Source organism: Pantoea anthophila, assembly GCF_026104315.1.
In the GTDB taxonomy this organism is placed as follows: Bacteria; Pseudomonadota; Gammaproteobacteria; order Enterobacterales; family Enterobacteriaceae; genus Pantoea; species Pantoea anthophila.
The window spans coordinates 2,904,799-2,930,192 of the sequence record NZ_CP110473.1 but is presented as its reverse complement, the minus strand read 5'-3'; the positions used below and the strand labels follow the sequence as shown (position 1 = coordinate 2,930,192).

The window sequence follows — 25,394 nt, the reverse complement described above, 5'->3', positions numbered from 1 at the left end:
GGCACTCCCGATGAAATTTCCCGGCAAACGCAAATCTAAACACTACTTTCCCGTCAGCGCACGCGATCCCCTGTTACAGCCGACTCAGACCGACGTTGATGCGGGCAGCTGGGTGGTGGGTATCGACCAGACGCTGGTGGATATCGAAGCAAAAGTCGATGACGCTTTTCTGTCACGATACGGCCTGAGTGCCGGGCACTCACTGGTCATCGACAATGCTGTCGCGGAAGCGCTGTACAGCGAGCTGATGCGTGACGGGCTCATCACCCATCAGTTTGCCGGTGGCACCATCGGTAACACGCTGCATAACTTCTCGGTGCTGGCCGATGATCGCTCGGTCCTGCTGGGCGTGATGTGTAACAACATCCAGATTGGCGGCTACGCCTATCGCTACCTCTGCAACACCTCAAGCCGGGTAGATCTCAACTTCCTTCAGGGGGTGGATGGCGCGATCGGTCGCTGCTTCACGCTGATTGGCGAGCATGGCGAGCGCACCTTTGCTATCAGCCCCGGTCAGATGAATCAGCTTCATCCGGATAGTGTGCCGGAAGACGTAATTGCCGGGGCCTCGGCGCTGGTTCTCACCTCCTATCTGGTGCGCTGTGCCGAGGGTGAGCCGATGCCGCAGGCGACGCTGCGCGCGATTGAGTATGCCAAACGCCATCATGTGCCGGTGGTGCTGACGCTGGGCACCAAACATGTGATTGGCGACAACCCTCAGTTCTGGCGTGACTTCCTGCGTGACCATGTCAGCATCGTGGCGATGAATGAAGAGGAAGCGCTGGCACTGACCGGGGAGTCCGATCCGCTGCTCGCCGCGGATATGGCGCTGGAGTGGGTGGATCTGGTGCTCTGTACCGCTGGCCCAATCGGGCTCTATATGGCGGGGTACACCGAGGAAGAGTTCAAACGCAAAACCAACCATCCGCTGCTGCCTGGCGCGATTGCGGAGTTCAATCAGTATGAGTTCAGCCGGGTAATGCGCCAGCAGGATTGCCAGCAGCCGCTGCGTGTCTTCTCGCATATCGCGCCTTATATGGGCGGCCCGGAGAAGATCATGAACACCAACGGCGCGGGGGATGGGGCGCTGGCGGCGTTACTGCATGATATTACCGCCAACACCTATCACAGTCTGAATGTGCCCAACTCCAGTAAACATGCGCGTCCTTATCTGACCTACTCGTCGCTGGCGCAGGTGTGTAAGTACGCCAACCGTGTCAGCTATCAGGTGCTGAACCAGCATTCGCCGCGTTTAACCCGCGGACTGCCGGAACGCGAGGACAGCCTCGAAGAGTCCTACTGGGATCGGTAAAGCGGGTCGCGACAGGATATAAAAAAGGCCCTTCTGAACAGCAGGGCCTTTATGAGCAGCAATCAGCGCACTACATCACAGGGCTGTAAATCCTCGCCCTGCGTCATCTCATCCTGCAGGATCTGCAACATGCTGCTGGCGATCTCACGCTCACCCATCACGACGCGCGATGCACCGCGTTCCATGATGTATTCCACTTCATCGTCGTAGTGGGCGCGGGCGATAATCTCAATGTTCTGGTGTTTTTCACGCGCGGCGGTGACCACTTCACCCGCCTCATAGCCATTCGGGATCGTGAGTAACAGCCAGCGGGCGCAGTCCAAGCGCGCCAGTTCCATGGTTTCAGCGCGGGCCGCGTTGCCCAGCACCGCTTTGATACCCTGCTCGCGCAGCGCTTCGACCCGCGGACGGGAGTTTTCAACCACCACCAGTGGCACATTCGCCTCCAGCAGCTTCTGACCAATCAGGCTGCCCACCCGGCCATAACCAACAATCACCGCGTGATTGCAGAAATCGACCGGAATCTGCTTCTCTTCTTCGATGGCCTCTTCCAGCGTCTGCTCTTCCATGGTTTCGGTTTTCGCCAGAAAACGCTCCAGCAGGGTAAACAGAATCGGGTTGAGCATAATCGACAGAATAGCGGCGGCCAGCACCAGGTTGCGCCCCTCATCGCTGAGCAGGCCGAGTGAGATACCCAGACCCGCCAGGATAAAGGCGAACTCACCGATCTGCGCCAGACTGACCGAAATGGTCAGCGCCGTGCGACGCGAATGGCCGAGCAGTGACACCAGCAGCCAGGCGGCGACTGACTTGCCGACCACAATAATCACCAGCGCACCCAGCACGGCCAGCGGCTGCGTTACCAGAATGGAAGGGTCAAACAGCATCCCCACCGAGACGAAGAACAGCACCGCAAAGGCATCGCGCAGCGGCAGTGTATCGCGTGCCGCGCGGTGGCTCAGTTCGGACTCGTTGAGCACCATACCGGCGAAAAACGCACCCAGCGCAAACGAGACATCGAAAAATTCAACCGCGCCAAACGCGATACCCAGCGCCAGGGCTAACACGGCCAGGGTAAAGAGTTCACGTGAACCGGTCGCCGCGCTGCGGGCGAGGATCCAGGGCACAGCCCGGCGTCCCACGACCATCATCAGCACCATAAAGGCCGCCACTTTGCCGATGGTCCACAGCAGATCCCAGGCCAGCAGGCCGGCGCTGGCGTTGCCCTGTTCCATCATGCCGGCAATCGCAGGCAGCAGCACCAGCGTCAGCACCATTACCAGATCTTCAACAATCAGCCAGCCAATCGCAATCTGCCCGCGCTGGCTATCGATCAGCTGTCGCTCCTCTAACGCGCGCAGCAACACCACGGTACTGGCGGTAGAGAGGCAGAGGCCAAAGACCAGGCCGGTCATCCATGACCAGCCCAGCGTCCAGGACAATCCCATTCCCAGTAAGGTCGCGACGGCGATCTGCGCGATGGCACCGGGAATGGCGATCGACTTTACCGACATGAGATCTTTCATTGAGAAGTGCAGGCCGACACCGAACATCAGCAGGATAACGCCGAGTTCAGCCAGTTCAGGGGCCAGGTTGGTATCGGCAACGAAACCGGGGGTAAAGGGGCCGGCCAGCACGCCGGCCATCAGGTAACCGACCAGCGGGGAGATACGCAGGCGATTCGCCAGCATCCCAAGGAGAAATGCCAGAACCAGCGCTCCGACAATGGTAGTGATCAACGGGGTGGTGTGATGCATGCCTGTCTCCTTGTATGCAAATGTATCCGCTTGTAACAAACGAGTTTAATGTAAAATCACACCTTCCGCTGAGCAATTTGCGGGAATAGCGTAAAAAAACCGGAAAAAAAGCCAATTACACAATCGGAAGGCCATTTCTGTTCATTATCAGCAATACTGGCTGAGTTTGCGGTTCAGCCAGAGCAGGATAAATAAAAATTATCGTGAGGAAATACCGGCAGTCTGACGCAAATAGCTGGTAAATGGCCTCTCATAGCGGCTAAAACCTGCCAGCCCCTCTTTTTGCAGGAGTAAACAATCAGTTAACAATAGAGCGAACGGCCGGTTAAGGTGACGCTGGCAGACAGGGAGCCTGCGATACGGTGCCCGCCCCCGGTTCTGCTGGCGGCATTGCGCGAACCGGTGCAGCTGGCGTTATGCGCATTGGCCTTGAGTTCGCCGGAAGAATGTGCGACACAGTGGGGCAATGCGGCCGGGAATTCGGGCCAGGGGAAAATTAAGGAGAATGTCAGTGGTGTTTTCAAAATGGACAGGGGCGGGCGTCGCGCTGCTGGTGGCGCTGTTTCCGCTGTTTTCACAGGCCGCCCAGGCCGACCGCAGCTATCGCTTCAGCGTGCTGCACACAAACGATGAGCATGGCCATTTCTGGTTCAATGACCAGGGCGAATATGGTCTGGCGGCACAGAAAACGCTGATGGACACGATGCGCTATGACGTGCAGGCCAGAGGCGGCGGCGCACTGATCCTCTCCGCCGGGGATGTGAACACCGGGGTACCGGAGTCTGACGAACTGGATGCAGAACCTGATTTTCGGGCGATGAACCTGATTGGTTATGACGCCATGGCGTTGGGCAATCATGAGTTTGATAAGCCGATTGCGGTGCTGCGCAAGCAGGAGAAGTGGGCGCGCTTCCCGCTGCTGGCTGCCAACGTCTATCAGAAAAGCACCGGTCAGCGGATGTTTAAACCCTGGGCGGTCTTTAACCGTCTCGGACTGAAAATCGCGGTTGTCGGGCTGATTACGCCTGACACGGCGAAGCTGGCTAACCCTGAAGGACTGAAAGATACCGACTTCCGCGATCCGATTGCTGAAGCCGTGAAGGCGGTGGCCGAACTGCGCGCCACAGAGAAGCCGGATGTGATTATCGCGCTGACCCATCTTGGTCACTATGACGATGGCAACCATGGCAGCAACGGCATTGACGATGTCACCCTGGCGCGCAGCCTGCCCGCCGGGACAATCAATCTGATTGTCGGCGGTCATTCGCATGACGCCGTCTGTATGGAAAAAGAGAACGTCAGCGTGAAAAATTATCAGCCTGGCCAGCCATGTCAGCCTGATAAGCAAAATGGCATCTGGATTATGCAGGCCGACAAGTGGGGCAGATATGTCGGACGCGGCGATTTTACCTTCCGCAACGGTCAGGTGACGCTGGAGGCGTATCAGCTGGTGCCGGTGAATCTTAAACACCGGGTGAAAAATGCCGATGGCAGCGAAACCTGGCTCACCTGGCAGGAGGAGATCCCTAAAAACAGTGCGATGATGAAACTGCTGATGCCGTTCCAGAAGCGGGCGGAGGCGAAGTTAACCGTCAATGTCGGCAGCGCCGACGGCGACTTCAGCGGTGAAAAAGAGCAGGTTCGCTTTGAGCAGACCAACCTCGGCCAGCTGATTCTGCGCGCCCAGATGGCGCACACGCAGGCGGATTTTGCCGTGATGAGCGGCGGTGGCATTCGCACCTCGCTGAAATCGGGCAAACTCAGCTGGCGCGATCTGCTGCAGGTTCAGCCGTTTGGCAATCAGGTGGTCTCTGTCAGCCTGACCGGCGCGGAGATTAAAAAATATCTGGATGTGGTTGCCAATATTCAGCCGGACACGGGGGGCTACGCCCAGTTTGCCGGGATCAGCCTGACCGCGGATGGAAAGCAGGTCAGCGACGTCATGATCAACGGCAAGCCGCTGCAGGAGACGCAGCACTATCGTATGGCGACCAACAGCTTTAATGCGGCAGGTGGCGACGGTTATCCGCGTCTGGATAACCACGCGGGCTATCGCAACAGCGGAGCGGTGGATGCGCAGGTACTGCGTGAGTGGATTCACGCCCATTCGCCGCTTAAAGCCAGTGACTATCAGCCCAAAGGCCAGATCGTGCATCTGACCGATGAGCAGATCCGGGCGCGGGATGAGGCGGCCGAAAAAGCGCGTAAGCGTAACTACCCGAAAATGATTCTGGCGTGGATCTGGCCGTGGGGGAACGAAACAGCCCGCACGCATTGAACGCACCGGGAGGCGTCTGCGCCTCCCGATTTTCTCATGCCCGGCAGTGGCGACGCCTGATCCAGCGGGCGCGCAGCTGGTCCCAGCCCCAGTTATAAGCGAGGGTAAACGGCAGGAAGAAGAGGAAAAAGGCCACTTCCACCAGAAACGCCTGCCACAAGGTAATATCCAGCATCAGGGCGGCAATCGGCAGACCGATCAGGATAAAGCCACCTTCAAATCCCAGCGCATGAACGGCACGCACGACAGGCCCGCGTTTCTCGCCCGGCGCATAGATCCGATCAAACCCGGCGTTGTAGATCATGTTCCACAGCATCGCCGCGGTTGAAAGCATAATCGCCAGCGATCCCATCTGAAACAGCGGCTTATTCATCACCCAGGCCGCCAGCGGCGAAACGGTCAGAATCGCCAGCGTCTCAAAACAGACGGCATGAAGAATACGTTCTTTAAGTGAGCGGGTACGCATTGTGCTTTCTCCTTCAATCATGCGGCGCATTTTCCCATCGCAGAATGCTAAGATAAAATGAACACCTATCGGAAAAAGCGATGGAACGAATGCGATACTCCCCGGAATCCCTTGAGGCTTTTATGCAGACGGTGGCGAGCGGCTCCTTTTCTGCGGCTGCGCGCGCGCTGGGCAAAAGCCAGTCCACCATCAGTGCAGCGGTGGCCAGTTTAGAAGACGATCTCGGCTTTGCGCTGTTTGACCGTGCCGGTCGTCAGCCCATCCTGACGGAACAGGGGCACCGCGTGCTGCCTCAGGTTCAGCAGATTCTGGCCGCCAGTGAACGGCTGGATGCGCTGGCGATACGCCTGTCGCAGGGGGTTGAGCCCCGGCTCAGTTTTGCCATGTCCGATTTCTGGCAAACCGATCATCATGAACAGCTGCTGAAACAGCTTGATGCCCGCTACCCGGAGCTGGAACTGGAGTGCATGATTGCGGAAGATGAGGATGTGCTGGACCTGCTGCAGGCCGGGCGGGTTCATCTGGGCGTCGTGCGGGCGCAACCCAATCTGCCGGTGGATATCGCGGTGGCGCGACTGCAGGTTGAAGCACAGATGGCCATCTTTTTACATCGCGATCACCCGCTGGCACAGGCGGAGATCCTCAGCGAAAGCCAGCTGGAGCCGGTTCGGCATCTGCGACTTAACACCTGGGTTGAAGCGCACCAGCCGAAACCGATGGGGCGTATCTGGTCTGCGCCCACCTATCTGTTACTGCTGGAGATGGCGGAACAGGGATTTGGCTGGACGATTCTGCCGCGCTGGCTGGTGAAACAATTCGGGCATGGTGTGTTGAAAGAGCTGTCGCTGCCGGGCTGGCCGCAGCATATCGCTGTTGAGGTGGTCTGGTCACGCCGCACGCCACCCGGTCCGGCGGGGCGCTGGATGATCGACCAGCTCTGCGCTCAGCCACGGGTTTAATCGTGGCGGGCAATATCCGCAAACGGCGCATCCAGCAGTCGTGAAAGATCGCCGGGTGCCAGTTCGATATCCAGCCCCCGTTTGCCGCCGGAGATAAACATGGCGCTGAACGCGCTGGCGGAGTGATCGATGACGGTAGGCAGCCGTTTTTTCTGTCCCAGCGGGCTGATCCCCCCTACCAGATAGCCGGTGACCCGCTGTGCCAGCTGCGGGTCGGCCATATCCGCTTTTTTTGCGCCCAGCGCCTTTGCCACCTTCTTCAGATCCAGCTGCGTCGAAACCGGCGTAATCGCCACCGCCAGCTGCTTCGCCTCGCCGTTAAGGGCGACCAGCAGCGTTTTATAGACCTGGCGCGCATCCAGATTGAGTTTGCGCACCGCTTCGTCACCAAAATGGGTTTCGTTGCTGTCATGCTCATAGGGATGCAGGGTAAAACTGACCTTCTGTTTTTCCAGCAATTTTACGGCGGGCGTCATACGGGTTCCTTACTCAGAAAAATCTTATTACGCTTAATGATGGAAAAAGGTGGCGGAATTTTGTTCTTTGAGTGAAAATTGGCCGCGCGCCAGCAATTCGGTTGCTGAGCGATAACCAAAATCATAAACAAATTCCTCTTTGACGAGCCGATAATCTTATCGGCTCTCTTTTTTTTCAGGGCCTCTTCAGCATCTCAGGCAGGTTATCTTCGCCATAGAGGTGCAGCGCCCCCACCGCCACCACATAGTTGCCCGCCGCCAGACTCTGCAGGCTTTTACACCACTGCGCATTACGCTGACCGATCAGGGTATCGTTCAGCATCTGGCTGAACGTGGAGGGCAGGGTAATATCTGGCTGACGGGGTGGCGTATCGAGCCACCAGCTCACCATCATCTGCAGCAGCCGGGCATTGGTGTGCCAGTGCAGCAGCGTATCCTGTAACAGGGCCATACCGTCATCGGGCAGCGCGGTCAGCAGGGCGATCTGCGCATCGGCGCCTTCCAGCTCAATCACCGGTTTGTTCAGACCTTTCGCGGCCTGCAACAGCTGATAATCAATGCCGTAATCTGGCCGTAATCCCAGCCTCTGCGCCTGCTGTGCCTGTAACATCAGCGCCACCTGCCACGCAGGCAGATGATTAAACTGGCTCAGTGTCAGGCTCATCTCCTGACAGAGTGCGCTGAGCCTCTGCATCGCCTGGTCATCGAGCCGGGAGGCGAGGGCAGGACGATCGCCAGCGTGATCAAAGGGTGAGCCGCCCTGGGTAATATCCGCTTCCACGATCAGCGCATCAGCCTGCTGCAGCTGACGCAACAGGCGGGCGGGCAGCGGCTGCATGTCGCGGGTCCCCATGTGGATGCTGCCAACCAGATGCAGCTGACGGTCGCCAAGCCGGACATCCATTGCCGGCCAGCGGTAACTGGCGGGGAAAAGCTGGCCGATAAAGCCGCGCAGTGAGCGCCAGAGGTTGCCTGTCATTCCCGGTCCTTTGCGATGTAAAACCCCATGCTAGCGACTTCAGCGAGGGAAAAACAGCGCCGGAACGACGATCACGGGCGCGGTGGCCGGTAACGCAGCAGGCGATTGGCATTGCTGACCACCGTAATCGAGGAGAGCGCCATCGCCGCACCGGCCACAATCGGACTGAGCAGCGTGCCGGTCAGCGGATAGAGCACGCCTGCCGCCACCGGAATACCAATGCTGTTATAAACAAAGGCTCCGAAGAGGTTCTGCCGGATATTGCGCAGTGTCGCCGATGAGAGGGCTAGCGCATCCGCCACGCTGTTAAGGTCAGCGCGCATCAGGATAATCCCTGCGGTTTCGACAGCCACATCACTGCCGCCCCCCATGGCAATACCCACGTCGGCCTGCACCAGCGCGGGCGCGTCATTGATACCGTCTCCGACCATCGCCACGCGATGCCCCTGCTGCTGTAACTGGGTAATCGCTGCCGCTTTGCCTTCCGGCAGAACGCCTGCAATGACCTCGTCAATGCCCGCTTCGGCAGCAATGGCGCGCGCGGTCGTTTCGTGGTCCCCGGTCAGCATCATCAGACGATAACCCTGCTGATGCAGGCGCTGGAGGGCGGCCCGGCTTTCCGGTCGCAGCCTGTCTCGCAGCGCGATTAATCCGACCAGCTCACCCTGTTCAGCCAGCAACACAGGGGTAGCGCCCTGCTGCGTCAGGCGCACAATCTCTGCTTCCGCTATCCGGCAATCGACGCCGTTCTCCTGCATCAGTGCCGCATTACCCAGCAGCAGCGTTCTGCCATCCAGTATGCCGCTGACACCTTTGCCGCGTATTGTACGAAATTGCGCAACGGCAGGAGGCTGTGTCAGTTTCGCTTCAGCCACAATCGCTTTGGCCAGCGGATGCCCGGAGGTAAACTCCAGCGCGGCGGCCGCTGCGATCACCGATTCCCGGCTGGCTGTGCCCCAGGCCTGAACATCGCTGACCTGCGGCGTACCCGCGGTCAGGGTGCCGGTTTTATCAAATACCAGGGTGTCGATCTGGCTGGCGCGTTGCAGCGCATCGGCGTCACGAACCAGCACGCCCAGCTCGGCGGCGCGACCCACACCGGCAATGATCGACATCGGCGTCGCCAATCCCAGTGCGCAGGGGCAGGCGATGATCAGCACCGTCGTCGCAATCACCAGCGTGTAGGCAATCTGCGGCTGTGGCCCGAACAGATACCACACGGCAGCGCTGAGAAGCGCAATCACCACCACCACCGGCACAAAGATGGCAGAGATGCGATCGGCCAGCCGGCCCACGTCGGGTTTGCTGCTCTGTGCCTGCCGCACCAGCCGGATAATGCGCGACAGGGTCGTCTGCTCGCCGGTGGCTTTCGCGACGAATTCCACCGATCCATCCTGCACCAGGGTACCGGCAAAAATCGCCGCACCCGGGCTTTTACTTTGTGGCACCGCTTCGCCGGTCAGCATCGCCTCATCAAACCAGCCTTCACCGCTGGCAATGTCGCCATCGACCGGCACCCGGTCGCCAGTGACCAGACGCAGACGCATGCCGGGCTGCACCGCGCTGACCGGTATCAGCTGGTCACCCTGTTCGCCGACCTGGCGCGCCTGAGCCGGGGTCAGATCGAGCAGGCGTTCCAGCGCTTCTGACGAGCGCTGACGTGCGCGCTGCTCCAGGGCATGGCCCAGGTTGATCAGGCCCAGAATCATGACGCTGGCTTCAAAATAGAGATGGCGGGCCTGCGGCGGGAAGAAGCCCGGCCAGAGCACCACACTGAAAGAGTAGATCCAGGCCGCACTGGTGCCGAGTGCCACCAGCGTATCCATGGTGGCACTGCCGTTGCACAGACTGCGCCAGGCACTGCGGTAAAAATGGCTGCCGGTAAGCACCATGATCAGCAGGGTCAGGCAGCCCAGCGTCAGCCAGAGAGTGTGGTTGCTGTCGGTGAGCATCATGTTGTCGCCCACCATGCCCCAGATCATCAGGGGCACGCCAAAGGCCAGCGCGACAGCCGCCTGCCAGCTAAAGCGGCGCATCGCGCTGCGGGCGCTCTGCTGCTGCTTTTCGCGCCGCTCCTGTTCATCATCAACCACCTGCGCGCCATAGCCTGCGGCATCGACAGCGGCCACCAGCGACTGCGGATCAGCATCACCCAGCACCAGCGCGCTGCGTTCACCGAGATTGACCCGCGCCTGAGTGACGCCGGCAACCTGCTGCAGTGCTTTTTCTACCCGGCTGACACAGCTGGCGCAGCTCATCCCGTCGATCAGCAGCACATGAGTGGGAGCGGTTTTTTCTGCCGGATGCGAGGCATTATCCGTTGTCAGCGCCTCCGGCGGCGGCTCCGATGCTGTCAACGGTTCAGACTTTGGGAAGGTGTCCGCCGGTTTCAGCGTCGCGTGATAGCCTGCCTGCTCCACGGTGGCGATCAGCGCAGCGGCCTCCGCATGACCGGAAACCTGGGCTTCCTGCAGCGTGACCTCTGCGTGGTCGACGTCGTCGCGCTGTTCCAGTGCCTCTTTCACGCGTTTGACGCAGTGTCCACAGGACAAGCCGTCCAGGGCCAGGGAAAGGGTATGTGACATAATCAGCTCCTCAGGTGAACATATTTGACCGTTAAGCCAGTTTCGATTCATGCTTAAGCATAAACCTTCCATCAAGGGGAAGGTCAAGGGGACGAAAATGAACATCAGCGATGTGGCGAAAAAGACCGGGCTGACCAGCAAGGCGATCCGTTTTTATGAAGAGAAGGGGGTGGTCACGCCGCCAGTGCGCAGTGAAAATGGTTACCGCAGCTACAGCAGACACCACCTTGATGAGCTGAACCTGTTACGTCAGGCGCGGCAGGTGGGTTTCACGCTGGATGAGTGCCGTGAGCTGGTGGCGCTGTTTAATAATCCCTCGCGCCACAGTGCCGATGTTAAAGCCCGAACCCTGCAGAAAGCCGAAGAAATAGCCGCGCACATTGAAGAGCTGCACGCGATGCGAGCTCGTCTGCTGGCACTGGCAGATGCCTGTCCGGGCGACGAGAGCGCCGAATGCCCGATTATCAACAATCTGGCCGGGTGCTGCGCTCAGCGTGGCTGAATACGCAGCGTAATGCCTTCAATGCCGACCACGATCACCGGGGTGCCCGCCGGCAGATCCCGATCGGCCTCCACCCGCCAGCTGCTGTCTCCGATGCGCACGTGTCCGGTACGATTCTGCAAGGCGGTATCCAGCGTCAGCGTCGATCCGATCATCTGACGCCCCCGCTGATTCAGCGCATTCGGAGCCTGATGCGCTTCGCGGTGCCGCATCCAGCGATACCATAAGAAGACGCAGACCAGCGTCAGCACAGCAAACGTTGCCCCCTGTGCCGTCCAGCTGAGCGGAACAAACCATTCAAAGACACCGACCAGCACCGCCGCCAGCCCGATCCAGAGCAGATAACCGCTGGTGCCCAGCATCTCCGCCGCCAGCAGTAATCCTCCCAGCGTCAGCCAGAACCAGTGCGGGTGCGCAATGATATCGACCAGCATCAGCGTTTCGACTCAGTGCGGGTTTCTTTCAGCAGTTCGCCGATGCCCGCAATCGAACCGAGCAGGCTGCTGGCATCCAGCGGCATCATCACCACTTTGCTGTTATTCCCTTCGCCGATTTTCTGCAGTGCATCGGTATATTTCTGCGCGACGAAATAGTTGATCGCCTGAATGTCGCCCGCGGCGATCGCTTCAGAGACCATTTTCGTGGCGTTGGCTTCCGCTTCTGCCTGACGTTCACGCGCTTCAGCCTGCAGGAAGGCCGAGGTCCGTTCCCCTTCGGCCTTGAGGATTTGCGACTGCTTATCCCCTTCAGCCCGCAGGATAGCCGCCTGACGCACCCCTTCAGCGGTCAGGATATCAGCGCGTTTGGTGCGCTCCGCTTTCATCTGCGCATTCATCGCGCCAACCAGCTCCTGCGGTGGACGGACATCGCGGATCTCTATACGGGTAATCTTGACGCCCCACGGATTGGTCGCTTCATCCACAATGTGCAGCAGGCGGGTGTTAATGCTGTCGCGCTGAGAGAGCATTTCATCCAGCTCCATGCTGCCCAGCACGGTGCGCATGTTAGTCATGGTGAGATTCAGAATTGCCTGCTCAAGATTGCTGACCTCATAGGCGGCGCGCGCCGGATCAACGACCTGAATAAAGCAGACCGCATCGATGGTGACGTTAGCATTGTCTTTGGAGATGATCTCCTGGGAGGGGATATCCAGCACCTGTTCCATCATGTTGATCCTGCGACCGACACGATCCATGAACGGCACCACCAGGCTCAGTCCGGGTTGCAGGGTGCGGGTATAACGGCCAAAACGTTCAACCGTCCATTGAAAACCTTGTGGCACGACCTTGACTGTCGCCCAGACAGCCACCAGTGCCAGCACAATCAGGGCAGGAATTACTGTTATCATACAACCTCCTCATTGTCAGAATAACGGGCCGAGTCGCTTCGGCCCGGGGTCTGCCGGTCAGTAAAGCAGGGAGTAGAGCTGACGACGGTAGCGCGCGGCAAGTGCATCGCCGGTGCCCAGCGCAGCCAGAATCTCCTGCAGCATTTTACGCGCCTGGCCATCCGCTGCATTCAGATCGGATTTCAGGAAGCTGAACAGCAGTTCCAGCGCCTCTTCATTCCGGCCCACCTGATGCAGCTGTAACGCAAGTTTAGCAGCCAGCCCGGCGTTAGCCGGCTCCGCTTCCAGCTGGGATTGCAGCTGCTGGATCTCCGGCGTGTCCGCCGCCTGTTTCAGCAGATCGATCTGCGCCATCAGGCTCTGATAACGGGTATCCTGATCCTGCAACGGCACCACTTTCAGCACCGCTTCCGCTTCATCGCTGCGGTTCAGCGTAATCAGTACGTCCGCCAGCAGGAAGCCGATTTCGCTGGACTGTTTGCTTAACTGCCACGCCTCTTTCAGCAGCGGCAGCGCTTCCAGCGATTTCCCTTCCTGCATCAGCGCCATCGCCTGCTGGGCTTTCAGCTCTTCTTCGCGCGGCAGGACTTTTTCCAGCAGGGCGCGGATCGCCTCTTCCGGCTGCGGACCCTGGAAGCCGTCGACCGGCTGACCATCCTGGAACAGGTAGACGGTCGGGATAGAGCGCAGACCAAACTGCGCCGCCACGCGCTGCTCTCTGTCGCAATCGAGTCGGGCGAGAATAAACTGACCCGCATACTCCTGCGCCAGCCGCTCCAGCAGCGGCGTCAGTTCCTGACAGTGCTGGCTGCGCTCAGACCAGAAGTAGAACAGCACCGGCAGCTGCATCGACTGCTCAAGGGTCTGCTGCAGGTTAGATTCGTTGATGTCGATGATCGAAGCATGTGGTGACATGGAGAAGTCTCTTTGCAAAAAGTGTTCTAAGAATATGGGGCCAACGGGCCCGGCTTCAAGCGCTAATGCCTGCGGCTGATTAATGGCTGCGCAAAATGCGATCCAGCATCCAGCCAGGCAGCAACCGTTTCAGCAGGCTCATCACGTGTGCGACCAGGGTCACCGGATAGCGTAAACGAGGATGCTGACTCTCGAGTGCATGACGAAGTTTCGGCAGAATGGCTTCCGGTGGCAGGGTAAAGCGGGCCGCGATGCCGGGATTGCGCACCGGATTGTGCTGTTCGCCCTGCGTCACGTTGTCGGTAAAGCGGGTCTGGATCGGGCCGGGCTCAATCAGGCTGACCCGGATGCCGCTGCTGCGTACTTCCAGCCGCAGCGCATCGCTCCAGGCTTCCAGTGCATATTTACTGGCGGCATACGCCCCGCGGCCGGGGGTCGAGATCAGTCCCAGCACCGAACTGGTGTTAACAATGCGTCCGTCGCCGCTGGCCTGCAGCGCGGGTAACAGCCGCAGCGTCAGCTGATGGACACCGAAAAAGTTGCTGGAAAACTGCTGTTCCAGCTGCTGGCGGGTCAGCGTCCGAAGCGGGCCATAGAGGCCAAAGCCAGCGTTGTTAAACAGCGCGTACAGACGGTTGTCGCAGAGTGCAATGACCGTGTCTGCGGCCTGATCCACGCTCTGCGGATCGTCAAGATCCAGCTGAAGTCCGGTAAAGCCCAGCGAACTCATGCGCGCGACATCATCTGCTTTGCGACAGGCGGCGATCACCCGATAGCCGCGCGCCAGCAGATCCTGTGCGGCGACAAGGCCGATGCCACTGGAACAACCTGTAATCAGGATGGTTTTTTGCATTTCTTTACCCTTTTCGCCTATCCGGTCGCGCTACGGCTGCTTAACTAAAGGGGCCAGCTCTTTCGCCATGAACCGGGCGATAAAAGGCTGGGCATCGGGATTGGGGTGGATGCCGTCCTGCTGCATCCATTCAGGTTTCAGATAGACCTGCTCCATGAAGAAGGGCACCAGCGGAATATTGTGTTGCTGCGCTAATCCCGGATAGATGCCGCTGAACGCCTCGGTGTAGCGGCGACCATAGTTGGCCGGCAGGCGAATCTGCATCAGCAGCGGTTTCGCATTGGCGGCTTTGACATCTTCGATCACTTTACTCAGCGTCTGCGTAATGGTCGCGGGCGGGAAACCACGCAGGCCATCGTTACCGCCCAATTCGATTAACACCCATTGCGGCTGATGCTGTTTTAATAGCGCGGGCAGACGTGCCAGCCCCTGAGCGGAGGTATCACCGCTGATACTGGCGTTGATGACTTCAGGCTGCTGCTGCCACTGCTTGTTAAGCAGGCTGGGCCAGGCGGCCGTGGCGGACATACGATAGCCCGCACTCAGGCTGTCGCCCAGCACCATCAGGGTATCGGCAGCCGCAAACCGCGACACCAGCAGAAGAACCAATAACAGGAAGGGATAATGCCAGCGGAAAACATTGTTGAAGTTCATCATCTTACTAAGTCCGTCGGTCAGGGAGAGCATCAGTTAACCATCCTTACCGGAGTTGAGCTGGTTGTCAAACCAGCCGAGACCATTGCGCTGATAGGCGAGTCAGGTTCCGGTAAGTCAACGCTGCTGGGCATTCTGGCCGGGCTGGATGATGGCAGCAGCGGCGAAGTCCATCTGCTGGGGCAGCCGCTGCACCAGATGAACGAAGAGCAGCGAGCGGCCCTGCGCGCCCTGCAGGTCGGCTTTGTTTTTCAGTCGTTTATGCTGGTGCCAACCCTCAACGCGCTGGAGAACGTGCAGCTGCCCTCGCTGCTGCGTGGCGACAGTGACCGTCAGAGCCGTGAACAGGCACGTGAACTTCTGACGCTGCTGGGGCTGGGGGAACGTCTGCATCATCTGCCGGCTCAGCTTTCCGGCGGCGAACAGCAACGGGTCGCGCTGGCACGCGCCTTCAGTGGGCGGCCGGGTCTGCTGTTTGCCGATGAGCCGACCGGCAATCTCGACCGCAAAACCGGCGATCGCATCGCCGATCTGCTCTTTTCCCTTAACCGTGACTTTGCCACCACCCTGATTCTGGTGACACATGATGAGCAACTGGCGGCGCGCTGCGACCGTCGTCTCCGGCTGCGTGACGGTAAATTGTGGGAGGAGCAATGATCTGGCGCTGGTTCTGGCGCGAGTGGCGGTCGCCCTCGCTGCTGATTGTCTGGCTGGCCCTGACGCTGGCGGTAGCCTGCGTGCTGGCACTGGGATCGATCAGCGATCGGATGGAAAAAGGGCTGAATCAGCAGAGCCGTGATTTTATGGCGGGTGACCGCACGCTGCGCAGCACAGATGCGGCACCGGAAGCCTGGCTGGAGAAAGCGCAGCAGAGCGGTCTGACGGTCAGCCGTCAGCTGACCTTTATGACGATGACCTTTGCCGGTGAGTCGCCTCAGCTCGCCGCCGTGAAAGCGGTAGACGATCGCTATCCGATGGCTGGCACGCTGCAGACAGCCCCGCCAGGGCTGAAACCGCAGGCGGGCACCGCCCTGGCCGCGCCGCGTCTGATGGCGCTGCTGAATCTGAAAGTGGGCGATATGCTGGACGTGGGGGACACCCGGCTGCGGATAACCGGGGAGCTGATCCAGGAGCCGGATGGTGGCTTCAACCCCTTTGAAATGGCGCCGCGTCTGCTGATTAATCTGGCGGATGCCGCAAAAACCGGTGCAATTCAGCCCGGCAGTCGCCTGACCTGGCGCTATAAGTTTCTGGGTAATCCTGAAGCGCTGGCCCGCTATGACCGCTGGATTGAACCGCAGCTGAAAACGGACCAGCGCTGGATCAGCGTCGACAATTCCGAAGATGCGCTGGGGCGATCCATGCAGCGGGCGCAGCAGTTTCTGCTGCTCTCGGCGCTGCTGACGCTTATGCTGGCGATAGCCGCCGTGGCGGTCGCCATGAGTCACTACTGTCGCAGCCGCTACGATCTGGTGGCGGTGCTGAAAACCCTGGGCGCTGCGCAGGGCGCATTACAGCGCCTGATTATCGGTCAGTGGCTGGCAGTGCTGCTGCTGGCGGCGATAGCCGGTGGCCTGGTGGGGCAGGGCGTGGAAGCGATGCTGATGGCGATGCTGAAACCGGTCCTGCCCGCCAGCTTACCCGCCGCCAGCCTCTGGCCGTGGATCTGGGCTGTGGGATCGCTGTTTGTGATTTCGCTGCTGGTCGGCCTGCGCCCCTACCGGCTGCTGCTGGCGACGCAGCCACTCCGCGTTCTGCGGCGTGATGCGGTCGCCAGCCTCTGGCCGCTGAAAATCTATATTCCGCTGATGAGCGGCGTGGTCGTTGCGCTGCTCGCTCTGCTGGTCGGCGGCAGTAAAATGCTCTGGGCGCTGCTGGCAGGCGTGGTGGTGCTGGCGGCACTGCTGGCCCTGCTCGGCTGGGGAACCCTGCTGCTGCTGCGCCGGCTGGTGGTACGCAATCTGGCGTTACGGCTGGCTATCAACCGGTTGTTGCGCCAGCCCGGCATGACGCTGAGCCAGCTCGCGGCTTTTTCGTTCTCGTTTATGCTGCTGGCGCTGCTGCTGGTGATGCGCGGTGATCTGCTGGATCGCTGGCAGCAGCAGCTACCGGCGGACAGCCCGAACTTCTTCCTGCTGAATATGACGGCCGATCAGGTGCCGCAGGTGCGCGATTTCCTGCAGTCGCACCAGATCAGGCCCGAAACCTTTTATCCGATTGCACGGGTGCGGCTCACCGGGCTCAATGGCAAACCTGCCGACCCCGAACGGGATAACGCTCTCAACCGTGAACTTAACCTGACGGCCCTGGCGGAGCGCCCGGATCACAATCCGCTGGTGGCCGGCAGCTGGCCGCCTGGCGCGGGTGAAGTATCGATGGAAGTGGAACTGGCGGACAGGCTGGGCCTGAAGCTGGGTGATACCCTGACATTTGAAGGCGATACGCAGACCTTCAGCGCCCGCATCAGCAGTCTGCGCAAAGTGGACTGGGAGAGCCTGAAGCCAAACTTCTTCTTTATCTTTCCACCAGGGGCGCTCGACAGCCAGCCTCAGACCTGGCTCACCAGCTTCCGCATGGCGTCCGATCCCGCTCTGCTGGCCGCGCTTAACCGGGCCTTTCCGACGCTGAGCCTGCTGGATATCGGCGGCATCATGCGGCAGGTCGGTCAGGTGCTGACGCAGGTCAGTCAGGCGCTGGAGATTATGGTGGTGCTGGTCACCGCCTGCGGCATCCTGCTGCTGCTGGCGCAGATTCAGGTCGGTATGCGCCAGCGGCGTCAGGAGCTGGTGGTCTATCGCACGCTGGGTGCCGGCAGGCGACTGCTGCGCATCACGCTGTGGTGTGAGTTTGCACTGCTGGGGGTGGTTTCAGGTGTGGCGGCGGCCATAGGCGCGGAGGCGGCGCTGTGGGGATTGCAGCGTAAGATTTTCGACTTCCCGTGGCAGCCGGACTGGACACTGTGGCTGGCGTTGCCGTTGTGCGGTGCCCAGCTGTTATCGCTGTGTGGCGGCTGGCTGGGGATCCGGTTACTGAAAGGAAAGGCGCTGTTCAGGAAGTTTGATGCGGCGTAAGGGATAATGGCTTAAAGGCGGCACCAGGCCGCCTTTAAGCTTCATCCGGACCGCATCCGCAAGCGGGTAACGGGGAACTACAGTTTTTCAACGGCCCAGGCGATGCCGCTGGCGTACTCTTCCGGTAACTGCGGTACCAGCGCATCCAGCGCGGCCTTAAGCCGTTCTGCATCGCTGTCGGTCAGATTGAGATGACCCACCTTACGGCCCGGACGTACCTCTTTGTCATACCAGTGCAGATGCACCAGCGGCTGCTGCAGCCAGCTGAGGTTCACCGCAGTGCCGATCAGATTGACCATCACCGACGGGGCAAACACCACCGGCTGCGGCAGGGGCAGACCAAGAATGGCACGCAGATGCAGCTCAAACTGGCTGACTGACGCGCCGTTCTGCGTCCAGTGGCCGCTGTTGTGCACACGCGGGGCCAGCTCGTTGATCAGCAGTCCGGCAGGCGTAACAAAACACTCCATCGCCATCACGCCCACGTAATTCAGCGCCTGCATGATCGCACTCAGCATCGCCTCGGCCTGCTGTTGCTGCGCCTGATCTGCCTGCGGCAGCGCTACGCTGGTGCGCAGTATGCCGTCCTGATGCAGGTTATGCGTCAGCGGATAGAACACAACGTTGCCATCGTGGCCGCGTGCGCCTACCAGGGAGACTTCACCGGAAAAGTTAATGCCCTGCTCAACGATGCAATCACCGTAGCACTCCTCCGGCAGGGTGTGCGTCTCACCGGCGCGCAGGCGCCACTGACCGCGCCCGTCGTAACCCCCGGTGCGGCGTTTTACAATGGCCAGTTCGCCCAGCGAGTTAAACACCTCCGGCCATTCGCTTTTATCCGCCAGCAACTGCCACGGCGCGGTGGCGAGCCCCAGCTCATCCAGCAGCTGTTTCTGCGTCAGGCGGTCGGCCAGACGTGGAAAAATATCGCGATTCACAAAGGCCGGATGACGGGCCAGTTCCCGCGTCAGCGCCGTTTCCGGCCAGCGCTCGATTTCGGCGGTGATCACGCTGTCGGCGATAGGAAGCGCGGCAGGATCGGCGTCCAGACCCACCGGATAGACCGCAATGCCCAGCGGTTCACCGGCCTGACGCAGCATACGGCCTAACTGGCCGTTGCCCAGAACGCAGACCGGCTTCATGCATCCACCCGCGGATCGGGATGGTTCAGCACCTCATCGGTCTGGCTCTGCCGCCAGTGATCGAGACGTGACCCCAGCGCGCCGTCATGCAGGGCCAGAATCTGCGCCGCCAGCAGGGCGGCATTGGCTGCGCCCGCTTTGCCAATTGCCAGCGTACCGACCGGAATACCGCGCGGCATCTGAACAATCGAGTAGAGGCTATCCACGCCGCTCAGTGCCGCGCTCTGCACCGGTACACCCAGTACCGGCACCAGGGTTTTGGCCGCCAGCATACCCGGCAGATGTGCCGCGCCACCTGCGCCGGCAATGATCACCTGAAAACCGTTTTCGGCTGCCGATTCGGCGAAGCTGAACAGTTTATCCGGGGTGCGGTGCGCAGAGACCACTTCGACATGAAATGGGACGTCCAGGCTGGTAAGGATCTCAGCGGCGAACTGCATGGTGGCCCAGTCACTTCTGGAACCCATGACAATGGCGATGCGGGCCGGGGCGTTGGATGACATGCGGTCAACTCCTGTGAATGAACAAACAGACCTGGCCGGGCGGACAGGTTTTGAAGGGCACAGAGAATAGCATGAGAAGGGCGCAAGGAAAACGGTTGCGTCGGGCTGATGTCGGGGATTTACCCGCCGGTTAAAAGTCGAAATCGATAAGCTGAATGCCAGCAGCGTCAAGCTGGATCATGGAGCCGCGGCTGTGCCAGGCGCCGAGTACCGCGCGTTGCGCCGTCTCACTCTGCAGGGGCAGCGTATGGATCGCCGGACGATGGGTGTGCCCGTGGATCAGCAGCGGCACCTGATGGCGCTGCATCGTCGCGACCACCGCATCCTGATTCACATCCATGATGCTCTGTGATTTGTGCTGATTAGCCTGTTTACTGTCGGCGCGCATCCGGGCAGCAATGCGTTTGCGGACCCACAACGGCAGGGCCAGAAACAGCCGCTGAATCCACGGATTGTGCACTTTGGCGCGAAAGCGCAGATAACCGGCGTCATCGGTACAGAGCGTATCGCCGTGCATGATCAGCAGGCGATAGCCATACAGCGTCAGCACCTGTTCTTCGGGCAGCAGCGTCATCCCGCTGGCGCGCGCGAAGCGTCGGCCCACCAGGAAGTCGCGATTGCCGTGAATAAAGTAAACCGGAACCGGCAGGGCGCGCAGGGCGCTGGCCACCTGCTGATGCAGAGGATTGGGATCGTCGTCGCCAATCCAGGCCTCAAACAGATCGCCGAGAATATAGAGCGCGTCGCAGTAGGGCGCTTCGCGCTGTAAAAAATGCAGAAAACCGGCGGTAATCGCCGGTTCTTCCTGACACAGATGGAGATCTGCGATAAACAGCGTGCGCGACATTACTCGCTGACGGTCACTTTCTGGATAACGACGTCATCTTTCGGTACATCCTGATGCATGCCGCTGCGACCGGTAGAGACCGCTTTGATCTTCTCGACTACATCCATGCCTTCAACCACTTCAGCGAATACGCAGTAGCCCCAGCCCTGAACGCTTTCGTCACGGAAGTTCAGGAAGTCGTTGTCAGCCACGTTGATGAAAAACTGTGCCGTCGCGGAGTGCGGCGCAGAGGTGCGAGCCATAGCCAGCGTGCCTTTGGTGTTTTTCAGGCCGTTGTTCGCTTCGTTTTTGATTTCGTCTTTGGTCGCTTTCTGTTTCATGCCCGGCTCAAAGCCGCCGCCCTGAATCATAAAGCCGTTGATTACGCGGTGAAAAATGGTGTTGTCGTAAAAACCTTCACGGCAGTAATCCAGGAAGTTCTGTACGGTTGCTGGCGCTTTATCATCGAAGGTTTTGATTACGATATCGCCATGGTTCGTCTGGAAAGTTACCATTTTTGTCGTCCTGTAAAGGTTGTGATCAGTAGCCGGGGTCGCTCTGTCGGATGGCGTCCCCCTTTTTGTCGACCGTTCTTATATCATAATTTCCAATGACGCGTCAGCAGCACGGCGCAGTTGGCTTGCTTTGCGTCGCGCGAGCGATAAAAATACGGCACAATGTCTGGATACTTAAAAGTGTCAACCACACGCGAAAACGGAACCGTTCAATGCTTAAGATTTATAACACCCTGAGTCGACAGAAAGAGGAATTCAAACCCATTCATGCCGGGAAAATCGGCATGTATGTTTGCGGCATCACGGTGTATGACCTCTGTCACATTGGTCATGGGCGGACGTTCGTGGCGTTTGACGTGGTGGCGCGCTATCTGCGCTATCTGGGTTATCAGCTCAATTATGTGCGCAACATTACGGATATTGATGACAAAATCATCAAACGCGCCAATGAAAACGGCGAGAGCATCGAAACCCTGACCAACCGCATGATTGGCGAGATGCACAATGACTTCGCCGCGCTGGGGATTCTGCCGCCGGATCAGGAGCCGCGTGCGACCCGCCACATCCCGGAAATCATTGCGCTGGTGGAGACGCTGATCGCCCGTGGTCACGCCTATGTGGCGGATAACGGCGACGTGATGTTTGATGTGCTGAGCGATCCTGACTACGGCGCGCTGTCGCGCCAGGATCTGGAACAGCTGCAGGCAGGCGCACGGGTTGAAGTCGCTGACGTGAAGCGTAACCCGATGGATTTCGTGCTGTGGAAGATGTCTAAAGCGGATGAACCGGCCTGGTCATCACCGTGGGGCAACGGTCGTCCTGGCTGGCACATCGAGTGCTCGGCCATGAACTGCAAACAGCTGGGCAGCCATTTCGATATTCACGGCGGCGGCTCCGATTTGATGTTCCCGCACCATGAAAATGAAATCGCCCAGTCGGGCTGTGCCCATGACGGTCCGTACGTTAACTACTGGATGCACTCCGGCATGGTGATGGTTGACCGTGAGAAGATGTCTAAGTCACTCGGCAACTTCTTCACCGTACGTGATGTGCTGAAGCACTATGACGCGGAGACGGTGCGTTACTTCCTGATGTCCGGTCACTATCGCAGCCAGCTCAACTACGGCGAAGATAACCTCAATCAGGCGCGTGCGGCGCTGGAGCGTCTCTATACGGCGCTGCGCCATACCGACAGCAGCGTGCCAGCCAGCGGCGGTGAAGCGTTTGAAGCGCGGTTCCGCAGCGCAATGGATGATGACTTCAATACCCCGGAAGCCTACTCGGTGCTGTTTGATATGGCACGTGAGGTGAACCGCCTGAAAAGCGAAGAGGGCGCCTCAGCGCATGGGCTGGCGTCGAAGCTGCGTGAGCTGGCCAAAGTGCTGGGCATCCTGCAGCAGGATCCGGAGCTGTTCCTGCAGAGCGGCGCGCAGGTGAATGATGAAGAGGTTGCTGAGATTGAGCATTGGGTGAAAGCCCGAGCCGATGCGCGCGCGGCCAAAGCCTGGGCGGAAGCGGATATCGCTCGCGACAAACTGAACGCGCTGGGCGTGATTGTCGAGGATGGGCCTCAGGGTTCTAGCTGGCGTCGAAAATAAACCGGAGAGGGCGAGCAATCGCCCTTTTTTATTATGACGATTGAGCAGATTGAGATCCGTGGCTTCCGTTCAGTCCGTAACCTGAGGCTGATTGCGCCGCATACGGCAGTGAATCATATTGCATGGGAACAGCGGGAAGGGGAGACGAGGATCAGGGGAGAGGCGTTGCTGTAACAGCGTCCCCGCAGGGACGCCTGAAGATTACGCGACCACAGTAATGCGGTAACCCGCGAATTCAACGGTCTGACCGGCCACGATTTTGCAGCGCTTACGGGTTTCCACCGCCCCATCGACCCTGACTTCACCGTCGGCAATCACGACTTTCGCCTGTGCGCCGCTCTGAACCCAGCCTTCCAGTTTCAGCAGGTCACACAGATCGACATGCGGGAATTTTCCCAGTGAAAACGTTGCCATTTAATCTACCTCTTTATCGTGAAACTCTTCACACGCCTGCAGCGTGTTTTGAATCAGTGTTGCGACGGTCATCGGTCCCACACCGCCCGGCACTGGCGTGATGTAGGAGGCGCGTGCTGATGCGCTCTCAAAATCAACGTCGCCCACCACTTTGCCGCTCTCAAGACGGTTGATCCCCACGTCGATGACAATCGCGCCGGGTTTAATCCAGTCACCCGGAATAAAGTTGGGTTTGCCCACCGCGACCACCAGCAGATCGGCGTGTTCAATGTGGTGACGCAGATCTTTAGTAAAACGGTGGGTGACGGTTGTGGTGCAACCCGCCAGCAGCAGTTCCATGCTCATCGGGCGACCGACGATGTTGGACGCGCCGACCACCACGGCATTCAGGCCGTAGGTGTCGATGTTGTAGCGCTCCAGCAGCGTGATGATACCGCGCGGCGTGCAGGGACGCAGCGTGGGCGCGCGCTGACACAGGCGACCCACGTTGTAAGGGTGGAATCCATCGACATCTTTATCAGGCGTGATGCGCTCCAGTACCTTCACGTTATCGATGCCCGCTGGCAGCGGCAGCTGAACCAGGATGCCATCGATGTCATCATCCTGATTGAGCGTGTCGATCAGCGCCAGCAGCTCATCTTCGCGGGTGGTGGCGGGCAGATCGTAAGAGCGCGAGTGGAATCCGACCTCTTCACAGGCACGGCGTTTGCTGGCCACATAGATTTGCGAGGCTGGGTTTTCACCCACCAGCACGACAGCCAGGCCCGGGGCGCGTTTTCCGGCCGCCAGGCGCTGCTTCACTTTTTCCGCAACCTCAACGCGCACCTGCTGCGCAATCGTTTTACCGTCAATAATTTTTGCTGCCATCAGAGAGGAAATCCACTGTGTTGTGTTGAATCGGGGAAGGGGGCTATTTTGTCAGAAGCGCGGGCTGCTGTCAGTCACAGTTTCAGCCGTGTATGTGCCTTCCCGCTTTTTCGTCGCGACGAGAGCCAGCCTGCATGCGTATGATATCGGCAGGACAACCCGGGGACGAAGTCATGATTTGGATAATGCTTGCTACGCTGGCGGTGGTATTTGTCGCTGGATTTCATCTGCTCACCGCTGGCTCACGCCACGCCGCCCAGCGGCTCAGCAAACGGCTGCGTCTGCCTCCGGTACAGGTGGAATCGATGATCGCTATGATGGGCAAAGAGGCGGCGAAAGAGTTTACCGACTACCTCAGCAGCGACAATGAAACGCATCTGCATAATGGTGCAGCGGTACTGCTGATCTGGCAGGTGTTGATTGTTGACGGCAGCGAGGAGAACAGCCAGCGCTGGCATGCGATTCTCAGGCATGCCGGTTTTCCACCGCTTATCAGCCGCCAGCAGCTGCTGCTCGCGCTGGGCTTTCTGCGACAGCTGGAGCCAGATAGCCGGGAGCTGCACGCACTTCGTGAGCAATACAATGCGCATTTCACATCACAAGGGATTGAGCTGGAAGGAGAATTCACCGGCAGCAGTAAACTCGTGTCTCTCAGCGAATGGCGCAAGCGTCACTGACGCCAATTGGTCATTACAGCAGCACTTCGCTGCCGGGAAGCGGCAAAAACGTTGACGTACCCGCTTCCCGACGTATAATCCGTGCCATCTCCATGCGCCCTTAGCTCAGCTGGATAGAGCACCGGCCTTCTAAGCCGTAGGTCACAGGTTCGAATCCTGTAGGGCGTACCAAATAAATTCAATGATTTATCCCTTTCCTCCGACTGCCAGATTTTCCACATGGGACAGATGTGGGACACGACTGCCAAAAATCGCATCAATTTGCTGTGCATGCTCCGTTAAGTGGTTAGGTGCAAGGTGAGCGTATCGCTGTACCATTTCGATGCCTTCCCAGCCTCCCATTTCCTGAAGTGCAGATAACGGAACTCCGGCCTGAATTAACCAGCTTGCCCACGTATGCCGAAGGTCATGGAATCGGAAATCTTCTATGCCAGCCCGTTTCAGTGCTGCGCGCCACGCAGTGTTTGAATCGACCCCCATCTTCCTGATGCTTGCCGTAGTGGTGCCAACCGAAGCCACCAGTCTAAAAATTTGGTACAAACAGTGGCTTTACAAAAGTGTGAGCTTTTTATCCTGATCGAATCCACCGAGCATTATTTCTATTTATCCATACAGCATTTATCAGAGAAAAGTTGCTGATGGTGAGAGATTACGAAATAAAACCTGTATTAATACAGGCGATAACGCTGGACCGTCT

The 25,394-nt window shown here is 59.1% G+C and carries 24 protein-coding genes, 1 tRNA gene and 1 pseudogene; 9 read left to right on the top strand and 17 right to left on the bottom strand.

Annotated features, from left to right (window positions below):
• Positions 1-10: 10 nt before the first annotated feature.
• Entirely contained in the window at positions 11-1,312 is a 1,302-nt protein-coding gene (locus OJ965_RS16225) for an inosine/guanosine kinase (protein ID WP_009091626.1), read from the top strand.
• Between the two features lie 62 nt (positions 1,313-1,374).
• Here OJ965_RS16225 and ybaL read toward each other — a convergent pair whose 3' ends face one another.
• Positions 1,375-3,069 (bottom strand): YbaL family putative K(+) efflux transporter, encoded by a 1,695-nt coding sequence (gene ybaL, locus OJ965_RS16220; protein WP_009091623.1) that lies wholly within the window; start codon positions 3,067-3,069, stop codon positions 1,375-1,377.
• Between the two features lie 505 nt (positions 3,070-3,574).
• On the opposite strand from ybaL, the gene ushA reads away from it, so the two are divergent.
• Positions 3,575-5,347: a bifunctional UDP-sugar hydrolase/5'-nucleotidase UshA gene (ushA, locus tag OJ965_RS16215; RefSeq protein WP_265137102.1), complete on the top strand. Its 1,773-nt coding sequence runs from the start codon at positions 3,575-3,577 to the stop codon at positions 5,345-5,347.
• Positions 5,348-5,381: 34 nt separating this feature from the next.
• Here the strand turns inward: ushA and OJ965_RS16210 are convergent, their stop codons facing one another.
• The gene (locus OJ965_RS16210) at positions 5,382-5,813 is read right to left on the bottom strand and encodes a multidrug/biocide efflux PACE transporter (RefSeq protein ID WP_009091619.1); all 432 of its coding nucleotides are present in this window, start codon (positions 5,811-5,813) and stop codon (positions 5,382-5,384) included.
• An 89-nt stretch (positions 5,814-5,902) separates the two neighbouring features.
• On the opposite strand from OJ965_RS16210, the gene OJ965_RS16205 reads away from it, so the two are divergent.
• Entirely contained in the window at positions 5,903-6,772 is an 870-nt protein-coding gene (locus OJ965_RS16205) for a LysR family transcriptional regulator (protein WP_009091617.1), read from the top strand.
• Here OJ965_RS16205 and ybaK read toward each other — a convergent pair.
• The 3 genes from ybaK to copA form a co-directional block, all read right to left on the bottom strand.
• Positions 6,769-7,248: a Cys-tRNA(Pro)/Cys-tRNA(Cys) deacylase YbaK gene (ybaK, locus tag OJ965_RS16200; protein WP_111207342.1), complete on the bottom strand. Its 480-nt coding sequence runs from the start codon at positions 7,246-7,248 to the stop codon at positions 6,769-6,771. The genes OJ965_RS16205 and ybaK overlap by 4 nt on opposite strands.
• Before the next feature lie 175 nt (positions 7,249-7,423).
• The gene (locus OJ965_RS16195) at positions 7,424-8,227 is read right to left on the bottom strand and encodes a TraB/GumN family protein (RefSeq protein WP_265137099.1); all 804 of its coding nucleotides are present in this window, start codon (positions 8,225-8,227) and stop codon (positions 7,424-7,426) included.
• Between the two features lie 71 nt (positions 8,228-8,298).
• The gene (copA, locus tag OJ965_RS16190; protein ID WP_265137097.1) at positions 8,299-10,812 is read right to left on the bottom strand and encodes a copper-exporting P-type ATPase CopA; all 2,514 of its coding nucleotides are present in this window, start codon (positions 10,810-10,812) and stop codon (positions 8,299-8,301) included.
• A gap of 97 nt (positions 10,813-10,909) precedes the next feature.
• Here copA and cueR point away from each other — a divergent pair, with 97 nt between their 5' ends.
• Complete coding sequence (gene cueR, locus OJ965_RS16185) at positions 10,910-11,314, top strand: Cu(I)-responsive transcriptional regulator (protein ID WP_265137095.1); 405 nt, start codon at positions 10,910-10,912, stop codon at positions 11,312-11,314.
• Here cueR and OJ965_RS16180 read toward each other — a convergent pair.
• From OJ965_RS16180 to tesA, 5 genes are all read right to left on the bottom strand, one after another.
• A complete protein-coding gene (locus tag OJ965_RS16180) occupies positions 11,302-11,748 on the bottom strand; it encodes an NfeD family protein (protein WP_058956351.1) in 447 nt (148 codons plus the stop codon). The genes cueR and OJ965_RS16180 overlap by 13 nt on opposite strands.
• A complete protein-coding gene (locus tag OJ965_RS16175; RefSeq protein WP_009091604.1) occupies positions 11,748-12,662 on the bottom strand; it encodes an SPFH domain-containing protein in 915 nt (304 codons plus the stop codon). Before OJ965_RS16175 ends, OJ965_RS16180 begins: the two co-directional genes overlap by 1 nt.
• A gap of 57 nt (positions 12,663-12,719) precedes the next feature.
• Positions 12,720-13,577, bottom strand: coding sequence for a co-chaperone YbbN (locus tag OJ965_RS16170; protein WP_265137091.1), 858 nt, complete (start codon positions 13,575-13,577; stop codon positions 12,720-12,722).
• 79 nt (positions 13,578-13,656) lie between these two features.
• A complete protein-coding gene (locus OJ965_RS16165) occupies positions 13,657-14,430 on the bottom strand; it encodes an SDR family oxidoreductase (protein WP_046101375.1) in 774 nt (257 codons plus the stop codon).
• Positions 14,431-14,460: 30 nt separating this feature from the next.
• Positions 14,461-15,087 (bottom strand): multifunctional acyl-CoA thioesterase I/protease I/lysophospholipase L1, encoded by a 627-nt coding sequence (gene tesA / locus OJ965_RS16160; RefSeq protein ID WP_140028190.1) that lies wholly within the window; start codon positions 15,085-15,087, stop codon positions 14,461-14,463.
• Between tesA and ybbA the strand changes: the two genes are divergently transcribed.
• Both ybbA and ybbP read left to right on the top strand, forming a co-directional pair.
• Positions 15,055-15,741 carry a putative ABC transporter ATP-binding protein YbbA gene (gene ybbA, locus OJ965_RS16155; protein ID WP_265137090.1) on the top strand — a complete coding sequence of 229 codons (687 nt, stop codon included), beginning with the start codon at positions 15,055-15,057 and terminating at the stop codon, positions 15,739-15,741. The genes tesA and ybbA overlap by 33 nt on opposite strands.
• On the top strand, positions 15,738-18,155 hold the full coding sequence (gene ybbP, locus OJ965_RS16150) for a putative ABC transporter permease subunit YbbP (RefSeq protein ID WP_265137089.1): 2,418 nt from the start codon (positions 15,738-15,740) through the stop codon (positions 18,153-18,155). The genes ybbA and ybbP overlap by 4 nt, the downstream gene beginning before the upstream one ends.
• Positions 18,156-18,232: 77 nt before the next feature.
• Here the strand turns inward: ybbP and purK are convergent, their stop codons facing one another.
• The 4 genes from purK to ppiB form a co-directional block, all read right to left on the bottom strand.
• Positions 18,233-19,297, bottom strand: coding sequence for a 5-(carboxyamino)imidazole ribonucleotide synthase (gene purK / locus OJ965_RS16145; RefSeq protein ID WP_265137087.1), 1,065 nt, complete (start codon positions 19,295-19,297; stop codon positions 18,233-18,235).
• Positions 19,294-19,800 carry a 5-(carboxyamino)imidazole ribonucleotide mutase gene (gene purE, locus OJ965_RS16140; protein WP_150029380.1) on the bottom strand — a complete coding sequence of 169 codons (507 nt, stop codon included), beginning with the start codon at positions 19,798-19,800 and terminating at the stop codon, positions 19,294-19,296. The genes purK and purE overlap by 4 nt, the downstream gene beginning before the upstream one ends.
• Positions 19,801-19,930: 130 nt before the next feature.
• Positions 19,931-20,647: a UDP-2,3-diacylglucosamine diphosphatase gene (gene lpxH, locus OJ965_RS16135; protein ID WP_265137084.1), complete on the bottom strand. Its 717-nt coding sequence runs from the start codon at positions 20,645-20,647 to the stop codon at positions 19,931-19,933.
• Positions 20,647-21,141 carry a peptidylprolyl isomerase B gene (gene ppiB, locus OJ965_RS16130; RefSeq protein WP_009091583.1) on the bottom strand — a complete coding sequence of 165 codons (495 nt, stop codon included), beginning with the start codon at positions 21,139-21,141 and terminating at the stop codon, positions 20,647-20,649. Before ppiB ends, lpxH begins: the two co-directional genes overlap by 1 nt.
• Before the next feature lie 212 nt (positions 21,142-21,353).
• Between ppiB and cysS the strand changes: the two genes are divergently transcribed.
• Positions 21,354-22,739 carry a cysteine--tRNA ligase gene (gene cysS, locus OJ965_RS16125; protein ID WP_265137081.1) on the top strand — a complete coding sequence of 462 codons (1,386 nt, stop codon included), beginning with the start codon at positions 21,354-21,356 and terminating at the stop codon, positions 22,737-22,739.
• A 201-nt stretch (positions 22,740-22,940) separates the two neighbouring features.
• Here the strand turns inward: cysS and ybcJ are convergent, their stop codons facing one another.
• Positions 22,941-23,153 carry a ribosome-associated protein YbcJ gene (gene ybcJ, locus OJ965_RS16120; RefSeq protein WP_046101383.1) on the bottom strand — a complete coding sequence of 71 codons (213 nt, stop codon included), beginning with the start codon at positions 23,151-23,153 and terminating at the stop codon, positions 22,941-22,943.
• Positions 23,154-24,020 (bottom strand): bifunctional methylenetetrahydrofolate dehydrogenase/methenyltetrahydrofolate cyclohydrolase FolD, encoded by an 867-nt coding sequence (gene folD, locus OJ965_RS16115; protein ID WP_009091578.1) that lies wholly within the window; start codon positions 24,018-24,020, stop codon positions 23,154-23,156.
• Positions 24,021-24,193: 173 nt separating this feature from the next.
• Between folD and OJ965_RS16110 the strand changes: the two genes are divergently transcribed.
• Both OJ965_RS16110 and OJ965_RS16105 read left to right on the top strand, forming a co-directional pair.
• Positions 24,194-24,697, top strand: a complete 504-nt coding sequence (locus tag OJ965_RS16110; protein ID WP_265137076.1) for a DUF1198 family protein — start codon at positions 24,194-24,196, stop codon at positions 24,695-24,697.
• Between the two features lie 94 nt (positions 24,698-24,791).
• A tRNA-Arg gene (locus OJ965_RS16105) sits at positions 24,792-24,868 on the top strand.
• Positions 24,869-24,883: 15 nt separating this feature from the next.
• Here the strand turns inward: OJ965_RS16105 and OJ965_RS16100 are convergent.
• Positions 24,884-25,186: pseudogene (locus tag OJ965_RS16100) on the bottom strand (site-specific integrase); the annotation flags it as partial.
• Between the last annotated feature and the right edge of the window lie 208 nt (positions 25,187-25,394).

What these genes read in the sequence shown, in the direction of transcription:
- OJ965_RS16225 (WP_009091626.1), top strand. Translation starts at nt 11, where the DNA reads ATGAAATTTCCCGGCAAACGCAAATCTAAACACTACTTTCCCGTCAGC.
- ybaL (WP_009091623.1), bottom strand. Translation starts at nt 3,069, where the DNA reads ATGCATCACACCACCCCGTTGATCACTACCATTGTCGGAGCGCTGGTT.
- ushA (WP_265137102.1), top strand. Translation starts at nt 3,575, where the DNA reads ATGTCAGTGGTGTTTTCAAAATGGACAGGGGCGGGCGTCGCGCTGCTG.
- OJ965_RS16210 (WP_009091619.1), bottom strand. Translation starts at nt 5,813, where the DNA reads ATGCGTACCCGCTCACTTAAAGAACGTATTCTTCATGCCGTCTGTTTT.
- OJ965_RS16205 (WP_009091617.1), top strand. Translation starts at nt 5,903, where the DNA reads ATGCGATACTCCCCGGAATCCCTTGAGGCTTTTATGCAGACGGTGGCG.
- ybaK (WP_111207342.1), bottom strand. Translation starts at nt 7,248, where the DNA reads ATGACGCCCGCCGTAAAATTGCTGGAAAAACAGAAGGTCAGTTTTACC.
- OJ965_RS16195 (WP_265137099.1), bottom strand. Translation starts at nt 8,227, where the DNA reads ATGACAGGCAACCTCTGGCGCTCACTGCGCGGCTTTATCGGCCAGCTT.
- copA (WP_265137097.1), bottom strand. Translation starts at nt 10,812, where the DNA reads ATGTCACATACCCTTTCCCTGGCCCTGGACGGCTTGTCCTGTGGACAC.
- cueR (WP_265137095.1), top strand. Translation starts at nt 10,910, where the DNA reads ATGAACATCAGCGATGTGGCGAAAAAGACCGGGCTGACCAGCAAGGCG.
- OJ965_RS16180 (WP_058956351.1), bottom strand. Translation starts at nt 11,748, where the DNA reads ATGCTGGTCGATATCATTGCGCACCCGCACTGGTTCTGGCTGACGCTG.
- OJ965_RS16175 (WP_009091604.1), bottom strand. Translation starts at nt 12,662, where the DNA reads ATGATAACAGTAATTCCTGCCCTGATTGTGCTGGCACTGGTGGCTGTC.
- OJ965_RS16170 (WP_265137091.1), bottom strand. Translation starts at nt 13,577, where the DNA reads ATGTCACCACATGCTTCGATCATCGACATCAACGAATCTAACCTGCAG.
- OJ965_RS16165 (WP_046101375.1), bottom strand. Translation starts at nt 14,430, where the DNA reads ATGCAAAAAACCATCCTGATTACAGGTTGTTCCAGTGGCATCGGCCTT.
- ybbA (WP_265137090.1), top strand. Translation starts at nt 15,055, where the DNA reads ATGCCAGCGGAAAACATTGTTGAAGTTCATCATCTTACTAAGTCCGTC.
- tesA (WP_140028190.1), bottom strand. Translation starts at nt 15,087, where the DNA reads ATGATGAACTTCAACAATGTTTTCCGCTGGCATTATCCCTTCCTGTTA.
- ybbP (WP_265137089.1), top strand. Translation starts at nt 15,738, where the DNA reads ATGATCTGGCGCTGGTTCTGGCGCGAGTGGCGGTCGCCCTCGCTGCTG.
- purK (WP_265137087.1), bottom strand. Translation starts at nt 19,297, where the DNA reads ATGAAGCCGGTCTGCGTTCTGGGCAACGGCCAGTTAGGCCGTATGCTG.
- purE (WP_150029380.1), bottom strand. Translation starts at nt 19,800, where the DNA reads ATGTCATCCAACGCCCCGGCCCGCATCGCCATTGTCATGGGTTCCAGA.
- lpxH (WP_265137084.1), bottom strand. Translation starts at nt 20,647, where the DNA reads ATGTCGCGCACGCTGTTTATCGCAGATCTCCATCTGTGTCAGGAAGAA.
- ppiB (WP_009091583.1), bottom strand. Translation starts at nt 21,141, where the DNA reads ATGGTAACTTTCCAGACGAACCATGGCGATATCGTAATCAAAACCTTC.
- cysS (WP_265137081.1), top strand. Translation starts at nt 21,354, where the DNA reads ATGCTTAAGATTTATAACACCCTGAGTCGACAGAAAGAGGAATTCAAA.
- ybcJ (WP_046101383.1), bottom strand. Translation starts at nt 23,153, where the DNA reads ATGGCAACGTTTTCACTGGGAAAATTCCCGCATGTCGATCTGTGTGAC.
- folD (WP_009091578.1), bottom strand. Translation starts at nt 24,020, where the DNA reads ATGGCAGCAAAAATTATTGACGGTAAAACGATTGCGCAGCAGGTGCGC.
- OJ965_RS16110 (WP_265137076.1), top strand. Translation starts at nt 24,194, where the DNA reads ATGATTTGGATAATGCTTGCTACGCTGGCGGTGGTATTTGTCGCTGGA.